We start from the raw sequence: 8,282 nt of genomic DNA on the forward strand, positions 1-8,282 counted from the left end.
GTAATGGAATGTGATATTTCAGGACCGGAGGTCTGCATATCGTGGGCGACCCAGGAAGAAATGTTCCCCAGGGTGGTCGCCGGGGAGGTCCAGGGCGATGTACTGCCCTCCTTTATGAATTGCTTGTGGTGGGACTCAAAGATCCCGGTAGCCCCTCTTGAGGAGCCGATATTGATCCCGAAATTCCCGTTTTTCTTCCATCGGGCTGAATGAGCGGCCATTCTGGAGACAGCCAGGGCAAACAACACGGTTTCATCCAGTTTGCGGTAGTGGGATTGGGATCTCCTTACCTCTTCTATGGAATCTTTATAATCTTCTGAGATCGGAGCAACCCATGCCTTTTCTCCCGGAAAAGACCTTTCCTCAATGCCGTGTCTGTGAGACAAATAGGTAGCCCAGACCTTCTCCCTGCCCATTCCCAGGGCCGAGAGGGATTCTATTGCCACAATGGATACCGGTGTTTTTAGTGCCATCTTTAGAGGGTCAAAAATAAGGCTTATCTCCTTTTATTTTCCCCTATGGAGCTCAATGTTTGCGGAAATTAATACAGGGATGTGCTATAGGTCGAGCTGAAGGCATCCTTCGATGGCCCTGTAAACTCTGTCCAGCTCAGCATCACTGATCACATAAGGGGGCAGGAGATAGATCGTGTTACCCAGGGGACGCAAGAAGATACCCTGGTCCATGAAATAAGCATACAGCCTGTCCCTCAGGGAGCCGTAGCGATCCGTGTTGAGTGCGAGATCGATGGCATAGATCACCCCGGTCTGGCGCGTAGTAGCTACTCTGGGGTGGTCCTTGATCCTACTGTCGAATTCCCGGTGCTTATGTATGATCCTATGGATGTTCCCCTGCATCTCATCGGACCGAAACAACTCAAGGGCAGCCAGGGCAGCGGTGCACGCCAGGGGATTGGCCGTATAGGTATGTCCGTGAAAAAAGCCTTTGTGTACGGCATCATCGTAGAAAGCGTTGTAAACTTTTTCCGAACAGCTCGTAACAGCCATGGGGAGGAGCCCGGCCGTAAGCGCCTTGGACAGGCAGATGATATCCGGTTTGATCGTTACCTGATCCGAAGCGAAACAGGTTCCCGTCTTTCCGAAGCCGGTCATCACCTCATCGGCAATGGTGATCACCCCCGCCAATTTCATCAGGCGCAGAATGCGGCACAGGTGTTCAGGTCTGTGCATCTTCATGGCCGCAGCGCCCTGTACCAGAGGTTCATAAATAAACCCTGCTATATCCTTTTTCTTCAGCCTTTTCTCCAGAGATTCCAGTACTTCCTCCACGTTGTCGTCCTGGGGAACCGGGATGCGCTCTACCCGTATAAAATGTTCCTCGAAAGGCCCGTTGTAGGCCGAAAGACCGGATACCGACATAGCCCCGAAAGTATCCCCGTGAAATCCTTCCTCGAAAGCGAGCATGACGTTCCGCTTTTCGCCCAGGTTGTGAAAATACTGAAGGGCCATCTTGATCCCGATCTCCGTAGCTGTGGATCCGTTATCCGAAAAGAACAGCTTTTGCTGATTGTAAGGCAACACGGACATGAGAGATTCCGATAGTTCTATGGCAGGTTGATGGGTAAATCCGCTGAAGACCACCTGGTCCAGCTTTTTCATCTGTTCCGAAACTGCCTTTGTGATCCAAGGATGACAATGGCCGTACATGGCCGTATACCAGGAAGCGATCGCATCAATATATTCCCTGCCGTCCTCGTCTGTAAGTACGGCGCCTTGTGCTTTGACGATCCCGAGCATATCCCCGTGCGTCTTGTGCTGTGTGAGGGGATGCCACAGGTGTTTTCTATCTCTGACTGAAAGTTTCTCCAAGCCTGATATTTTAAGGCAACATTGAAATACATATCTTGCATGGGGAGGAATAGCCTCCGGAAGACATGCCGCACAAATTTATAACATCTCTCATTCCTAATTACCAGAATCTGAAGGATGGTAAGGTATTTTTAGGTCTTGCCCTCCTGTCCGTTTGCCTTCGTTTTCCTTTTTTTTTCAGAGATTACATAGACCGGGATGAAAGTACGTTCATTCTGATGGCTCAATCCTGGGTCGACGGTCATCTGCCTTATACCGAATTGTGGGACCTAAAACCGCCCCTGGCCTTTCTTTTCTTTTCGGGGATCATTTACATCTTCGGGAAGAGCTTTGTCGCCATCCGGTTTTTTGGAGCCTTGACCGTAGCCCTGGTCTCCTTTTACACCTATAAGGCCGGGAAAGAGGCGCATTCGGCACGAATCGGCTTCTGGTCGGCCCTGGGCTGTGTCTACCTCTTGAGCCTCTTTGGCAGTCTTCAGGGTGTGATGTCTGAACACCTGAGTATGTTGTTCTTTATGCCGGCACTCTATCTGCTTCTGAAGCACAAACAGGCAAAATGGATATTCACTGCAGGCATAATGCTGGGGATTTCCCTGATGATGAAACTCAACCTGGCCTATGCCGTAATTGGGATATTCCTCTGGGTCCTTGGAATTTCCATACATAAACGAAAGTTTCATAAAGGGTTTACAGAGATACTGCTTTTGGGTTCAGGGGTTATAATCCCTGTGGCAGCGACATTTTTTCCCTACCTGGTATCGGGGATCCCCGAAGTCTGGATCGATTCTGTGATCAGGGCCCCACTGGCCTACTCAGACGATCTTAAAAGCTCCGTTTTCAAGGTCCTTCCCCTGGTCGCTGTCTTGTTGTTATTCGGGCTTTTGTGCTGGAAGAAAAAATGGATCGATTTCTCGGATCACAGAATTTTGTTGTTATCCCTGGCCCTTTCCGGGGTGGTATTCTCCTTTTTGAAAAGCGGGAAAGTAAACGGACATTACCTGATGCAGATCTATCCTATGATACTCATCCTGCTGGGCATCGCCCTTTCACGCGCTATGCGTTATCGTGAGATTTATCATCCTCTGGCTCTTTTTCTGGCTATAGCACTCCCGGTTGAATCCTATGCGGAATTTGCCAATATCATTGACAACAAAAGGACGCATGGCACCTTTTTTAATGGGGAAGGATTTACGGTTCCGGAATTTATCAGGGAACACGAGCTCAACCCGGAGGAAGTCCTCTTTTTTGAGTACCATATAGGCTACTGGGTCCTGGATACCTCGCCCCCTTCAAAGGCAGCGACCCACCCGAGCAACATCTGCAGGCCTGCCCTGTATCCCTATTTCCGAAATCCCAGGAAAAACGCCCTGGAGGAATTGAATTACCTCCTGGATTCGCTCAAACCCAAAACCGTGGTCACCCGTAAGGACAAGACCGTTTTTGACAGGGAATACATAGAGGAAGACGCCTATGTCAGAGCTTATTTGTCTGAACACTATCGCCTGGAGGGCATAGTAGGCCGGGCTGAAGTCTTCTCCAGGCTAGAGGGCTATTAGTGAGTTCCGGAAGGCGGAGGCGTATTTCCTGATCACCTCCCTGTTAAAATGATCCTCTTCCGGAATCCTGCCGATACCCCTTATCCCGGTCTTGGAAAGGATGATACTCTCCGTGGTCGGGTGTTCAGCCCCGCTGAACAGGATCACGGGTTCCATTCCCCTCGCCCTGAGGGCCTCGATGGTCAGGAGGGAATGGTTAATACTCCCCAGGTAATGCCTTGAGACCACCACCACTTTGTAGTTGGTTTTGATCAGGTCTGCGATGGTGTCCGTATCGTTCAGGGGAACCAGGAGTCCGCCTGCCCCTTCGATGACCAGGTGATTGTCTGTTCGGGGTTCCATAATGTTTTCCTTCGCGATTTCGATCCCGTCGATCTCGGCCGCTGCATGAGGGCTCATTGGTGTTTTGAGGGCATAGCTGTTTGGGTGGATCACGGTCTTTGTATTGCTGATCAGGTTCCTGACCTTATGACTGTCAGAACGGTCGAGGTCTCCTGCCTGTAAGGGTTTCCAGTAATCGGCCTCAAGGGCTTCCACAATGATGGCAGAGGCAATGGTCTTCCCGACCTCAGTTGAGATCCCGGTAACAAATATTCGCTTCACGGTCTATTGGGGTTTTGTGATCATGCCGCATTTGAGGCACCTGTATTTCTTTTTTTCAAAAAAGGGGAAGAGTTTGTGAAAGAAGCCCTTTCTGGCGTAATAGGCTTCTGAACGCTGGGCTTTGCAGTTGGGACAGGTCACGGGATTTCCCTCGTCATCTATGGCATATCTCCTGAATTCATCGTAGATCTCAATCGCCCTGTCCTTATCCCGGGTATAGACCTGCAGCTTGACTCCTCCCACGGCCTGACTGACCAGGGGGTCCGTATTGAGGAAATTTTCATCCCTCAGGAAGACATAGATCCCCTCGGCTTCGAGTCGGCCCTTAATGACCTGTACATCGGCCGGAAATTCAAAGGCACCGAGAGTATAAAATTTTTCAGGCATGGACGTTCTCTTCAATGGCACGGGCCAAGATACTCAATACTTCCTTTATTTCATCCGGTGAATTGAAACTGTGCAGGCAGAAACGGATTCTCTCCTGCCCGGACGGAACTGTAGGCGAAAGGATGGGTAGCACACCGTACCCTTCTTTTTTTAAGAATTCGGACACGCCCTTTACACTGGAATTTCCAGGGATCACACAGGAGTGTATGGCCGACCTGCTCGGAATGAATCTTTCCTGAAGACCCAGATCGTCCCTTACTTTCAGAAACCGTTCGATATTAGACCTCAGCCCTTCCTTCTTTTGAAGGTATTCTTCTTTTTTTACCTGTTCGCAGGCGAAGAATACCGTGGCGATACTCAGGGGAGGCAGTGCCGTGGAATAGATAAAGCTGCGCGCAAAATTGACCAGATAGGACCTCAACTGTGTGCAGCCCAGTACGGCAGCTCCCTGTACCCCCATGGCCTTGCCAAAGGTCACGATCCTCGCGAAGACCACACGTCGGGCGGTCTCCTGATCTTCCAGGTCTTTGAGGGTCTTATCTATTCCCGAAATAGCATGAGCCTCATCAAGGATAAGCCTGCATCGGAATTCAGCGCAAAGTTTGATCAACGACTCCAGATCCGGTTGATCCCCGTCCATAGAGAACACGGCTTCTGTGGCCAGGTAATATTGGGAGTCATTATCCGCTTCCTTCCTCAGGCGCTGGAGCAATTCCCTGAGATGATCGAGGTCATTATGCCTGTATTTGTAACTTTTGGCGAGACCCATCCTGATACCATCCCTCACGCTGGCATGTATGAATTCATCATACAGGACCACATCATGCTTCTGGGGAAGAGAGGAAAAAAGACCCAGGTTGGCGTCGTATCCCGAGTTGAAGATCAGGGCACTGTCTGCTCCGTAAAGCCTGGCCAGGACAGCTTCCGTTTTTTCATGGAGCTCAGAATTCCCGGAAAGCAAACGGGATCCTGTAGACCCATTTCGCATCATGCCCATGGATTCGAGGATGCCGGTGGCACCTCTGAATGCTGACTCCTCACGGGCCATCCCCAGGTAATCATTGCTGACAAAATCGGTTTTTGACGAAAGGAGCTTCAATTCTCGGAATGTATTCTCTTCCTTCCTCTCCTGCAGCTTCTGCCCTAGTTTTTTAGGAAATCCATCCATGTATCAAAGGTAGTATTTAGATGAATAAATGCTATCTTGAAATTGCGAAACCGCAAGCACAACAATTGATAGAAATGTCTGTAGAATTCGGAAGGGCGAGCACCGACAAGGATTTACGGGAGATCCTGGAATTGCAGGTAAAGAACTTACCTGATCAGCTCACAGATGAAATCCGCGAGAGGGAAGGCTTTCTCACGGTTTCCCACACCCTGGAACTGCTTGGCAGGATGAACGAGGTATGTCCTCATATCGTAGCCAGAGCGAATGGACGGGTTGTGGGGTATGCCCTGTGTATGCATCCCGACTTCTCCGGGGAGATCCCCATCCTCCGGTCCATGTTCGAACAGATCAGGTTAACCCTTTCCCCCGCTAAGACCTTTATAGTGATGGGGCAGGTTTGTGTCGACAAAGAATACAGGAAACAGGGTATTTTTCGCGGGTTGTACTCTACCATGAAGGAGGTGTTGAGCGATGATTTCAATGTGATCGTCACCGAAGTGGATGGTCGCAACCGCCGATCTCTGGACGCACACCTGGCCATCGGTTTCCGGGTACTAAAAAAATACCAGTCCGATGAAAGGGACTGGTATCTTATAGTGCTTTGAAGTATTAGGGGTCAGTCGACCAGAACGATCACCTTATTGTCGTTCATCTCCATGGTGCCACTGGTGATAGCCAGGGTCATTTTGCCATCTGCATTCTTTTTGAATTTGGCCTCGTGCTCCTCGTCTATGGCGATCTCCCCTCCGATCTTGACCAGCCCTTGCTGTAACAGGGATACGATGGGTGCGTGGTTGTCGAGCACCTGAAACTCACCATTCAGTCCGGGAACAGTCACAGAAGTGACGTTTCCTTCAAAAAGGGTGGCTTCGGGGGATACGATTTCTAAATGCATCTTCTAAAACTTCTTTACGTCTAACTTCCCTGAGGGATTTCTTAGGCTTCAGCCAACATTTTCTCACCGGCCTCAATAGCTTCTTCAATGGTACCCTTCAGGTTGAAGGCGGATTCCGGAAGGTGATCCAGCTTACCGTCCATAATCATATTAAAGCCTTTGATGGTGTCTTTGATGTCTACCAGAACTCCAGGGATACCGGTAAACTGTTCTGCCACGTGGAAGGGCTGGGAGAGGAAACGCTGTACCCTCCTCGCCCGGCCAACAGCCAGTTTATCCTCTTCGGAAAGTTCTTCCATCCCAAGGATGGCGATGATATCCTGAAGCTCTTTGTAACGCTGAAGCAACTCTTTTACTCGTTGTGCACAGGCGTAGTGATCCTTCCCGAGGATCTCAGGGGTGAGGATCCTGGAAGTGGAATCCAGTGGATCCACCGCCGGATAAATACCTAACTCAGCAATCTTACGGGACAATACCGTGGTCGCATCAAGGTGGGCAAAGGTAGTCGCGGGCGCAGGGTCTGTCAAGTCGTCCGCAGGCACATACACCGCCTGAACCGAGGTGATCGATCCTCTTTTGGTGGAGGTGATACGCTCCTGCATAGCTCCCATCTCAGTGGCCAGGGTTGGCTGGTATCCCACCGCAGAAGGCATACGTCCCAGAAGAGCCGATACCTCAGAACCTGCCTGGGTAAAACGGAAGATGTTGTCCACGAAGAACAGAACGTCTTTACCCTGTCCTTCTCCGGAACCGTCGCGGAAGTACTCAGCGATCGTGAGACCGGAAAGGGCTACCCTTGCACGGGCTCCCGGTGGCTCGTTCATCTGTCCGAAGACGAAGGTCGCTTTGGACTCCTTCAGGGCCTTCTTATCAACTTTGGAGAGGTCCCATCCCCCTTCTTCCATGGAATGGAGGAATTTATCACCATATTTTATAATTCCGGATTCCAGCATCTCTCTCAACAGGTCGTTCCCTTCACGGGTTCGTTCTCCTACTCCGGCAAAAACGGAGAGTCCTCCGTGTCCTTTTGCAATGTTGTTGATCAGCTCCTGGATCAGTACCGTCTTTCCTACTCCGGCTCCTCCAAAGAGACCGATCTTACCCCCTTTTGCATAAGGTTCGATGAGGTCGATCACCTTGATCCCGGTGTAGAGTACTTCAGTAGATGTGGAAAGATCTTCAAATTTGGGAGCTTCCCTGTGGATGGGGAGACCGTTCTTGCCTTCTTTGGGCAGGTTCCCGATCCCGTCGATAGCATCTCCGATCACGTTGAACAGTCTTCCGTAAATATCTTCGCCTATGGGCATCTGAATGGCCTTTCCTGTGGCAACCACATCTACTCCCCTGCTCAATCCGTCTGTAGAATCCATGGAGATCGCACGCACGCTGTTCTCGCCTATGTGCGACTGTACTTCCAGGACGAGGATGGTTCCATCATTCCTGTTGATTTCGAGAGAATCATAGATTTTCGGGAGCTCCGATCCGGAAGCAAATTCAACGTCTATCACCGGTCCGATGATCTGAGAGACTTTACCAGTTACTTTAGCCATTCTTATAGTTTTATCTATTAGGGAAATTCTCAGCCATTTTACTCGTTTATATGGCACCTTTTTTCCGGCTGCAAAGATATATCTTCACATTGTAAATAAGAAGGCTTTAGGTTGATTTTTTCGCATAAAAAAAGCACCGTTCCCACGGTGCTTTTATTTTTGTGTTACGTATTGCCTCTTAAGGGTTTACCGTCCAGCTTACGTAGAAGATGGATCCCACGGCTCCGGTTCCGATGGCAGAGAAATACTCATCCCCAAGGATATTGGATCCTCCGACCTTGAACACCGATTTGA

General features: G+C 50.0%; 8 protein-coding genes and 1 pseudogene. 2 read left to right on the forward strand and 7 right to left on the reverse strand.

Annotation, left to right across the window (positions count from 1 at the left end):
- Together ABYP73_RS09235 and bioA are read right to left on the reverse strand one after the other, a co-directional pair.
- Positions 1–473, reverse strand: a pseudogene (locus tag ABYP73_RS09235) (beta-ketoacyl synthase); the annotation flags it as partial.
- 84 nt (positions 474–557) lie between these two features.
- Positions 558–1,829 carry an adenosylmethionine--8-amino-7-oxononanoate transaminase gene (bioA, locus tag ABYP73_RS09240; protein ID WP_372974127.1) on the reverse strand — a complete coding sequence of 424 codons (1,272 nt, stop codon included), beginning with the start codon at positions 1,827–1,829 and terminating at the stop codon, positions 558–560.
- 218 nt (positions 1,830–2,047) lie between these two features.
- Here bioA and ABYP73_RS09245 point away from each other — a divergent pair, with 218 nt between their 5' ends.
- Positions 2,048–3,385, forward strand: coding sequence for an ArnT family glycosyltransferase (locus ABYP73_RS09245; RefSeq protein WP_372974128.1), 1,338 nt, complete (start codon positions 2,048–2,050; stop codon positions 3,383–3,385).
- On the opposite strand, the gene bioD is transcribed toward ABYP73_RS09245, so the two are convergent.
- Genes bioD through ABYP73_RS09260 form a run of 3 tightly spaced genes read right to left on the reverse strand, consistent with a single transcriptional unit; the run spans position 3,371 to position 5,543 of the window.
- A complete protein-coding gene (gene bioD, locus ABYP73_RS09250; protein WP_372974129.1) occupies positions 3,371–3,988 on the reverse strand; it encodes a dethiobiotin synthase in 618 nt (205 codons plus the stop codon). The genes ABYP73_RS09245 and bioD overlap by 15 nt on opposite strands.
- Before the next feature lie 3 nt (positions 3,989–3,991).
- Positions 3,992–4,375 carry a DUF2007 domain-containing protein gene (locus tag ABYP73_RS09255; protein ID WP_372945582.1) on the reverse strand — a complete coding sequence of 128 codons (384 nt, stop codon included), beginning with the start codon at positions 4,373–4,375 and terminating at the stop codon, positions 3,992–3,994.
- On the reverse strand, positions 4,368–5,543 hold the full coding sequence (locus ABYP73_RS09260) for an aminotransferase class I/II-fold pyridoxal phosphate-dependent enzyme (RefSeq protein WP_372974130.1): 1,176 nt from the start codon (positions 5,541–5,543) through the stop codon (positions 4,368–4,370). Before ABYP73_RS09260 ends, ABYP73_RS09255 begins: the two co-directional genes overlap by 8 nt.
- 74 nt (positions 5,544–5,617) lie before the next feature.
- Between ABYP73_RS09260 and ABYP73_RS09265 the strand changes: the two genes are divergently transcribed.
- On the forward strand, positions 5,618–6,148 hold the full coding sequence (locus ABYP73_RS09265) for an N-acetyltransferase family protein (protein WP_372974131.1): 531 nt from the start codon (positions 5,618–5,620) through the stop codon (positions 6,146–6,148).
- Between the two features lie 11 nt (positions 6,149–6,159).
- On the opposite strand, the gene ABYP73_RS09270 is transcribed toward ABYP73_RS09265, so the two are convergent.
- Together ABYP73_RS09270 and atpD are read right to left on the reverse strand one after the other, a co-directional pair.
- A complete protein-coding gene (locus ABYP73_RS09270; protein WP_372945579.1) occupies positions 6,160–6,438 on the reverse strand; it encodes a F0F1 ATP synthase subunit epsilon in 279 nt (92 codons plus the stop codon).
- 41 nt (positions 6,439–6,479) lie between these two features.
- Positions 6,480–7,988 (reverse strand): F0F1 ATP synthase subunit beta, encoded by a 1,509-nt coding sequence (gene atpD / locus ABYP73_RS09275; protein ID WP_372974132.1) that lies wholly within the window; start codon positions 7,986–7,988, stop codon positions 6,480–6,482.
- Positions 7,989–8,282 lie beyond the last annotated feature (294 nt).

The organism is Muriicola sp. (assembly GCF_041567615.1).
Classification (GTDB): Bacteria; Bacteroidota; Bacteroidia; order Flavobacteriales; family Flavobacteriaceae; genus Muriicola.

Excerpts from the sequence above, each read along its gene's own strand:
- ABYP73_RS09245 (WP_372974128.1), top strand. The coding sequence starts at position 2,048 with ATGGCTCAATCCTGGGTCGACGGTCATCTGCCTTATACCGAATTGTGG.
- atpD (WP_372974132.1), bottom strand. The coding sequence starts at position 7,988 with ATGGCTAAAGTAACTGGTAAAGTCTCTCAGATCATCGGACCGGTGATA.
- ABYP73_RS09255 (WP_372945582.1), bottom strand. The coding sequence starts at position 4,375 with ATGCCTGAAAAATTTTATACTCTCGGTGCCTTTGAATTTCCGGCCGAT.
- ABYP73_RS09265 (WP_372974131.1), top strand. The coding sequence starts at position 5,618 with ATGTCTGTAGAATTCGGAAGGGCGAGCACCGACAAGGATTTACGGGAG.
- ABYP73_RS09270 (WP_372945579.1), bottom strand. The coding sequence starts at position 6,438 with ATGCATTTAGAAATCGTATCCCCCGAAGCCACCCTTTTTGAAGGAAAC.
- ABYP73_RS09260 (WP_372974130.1), bottom strand. The coding sequence starts at position 5,543 with ATGGATGGATTTCCTAAAAAACTAGGGCAGAAGCTGCAGGAGAGGAAG.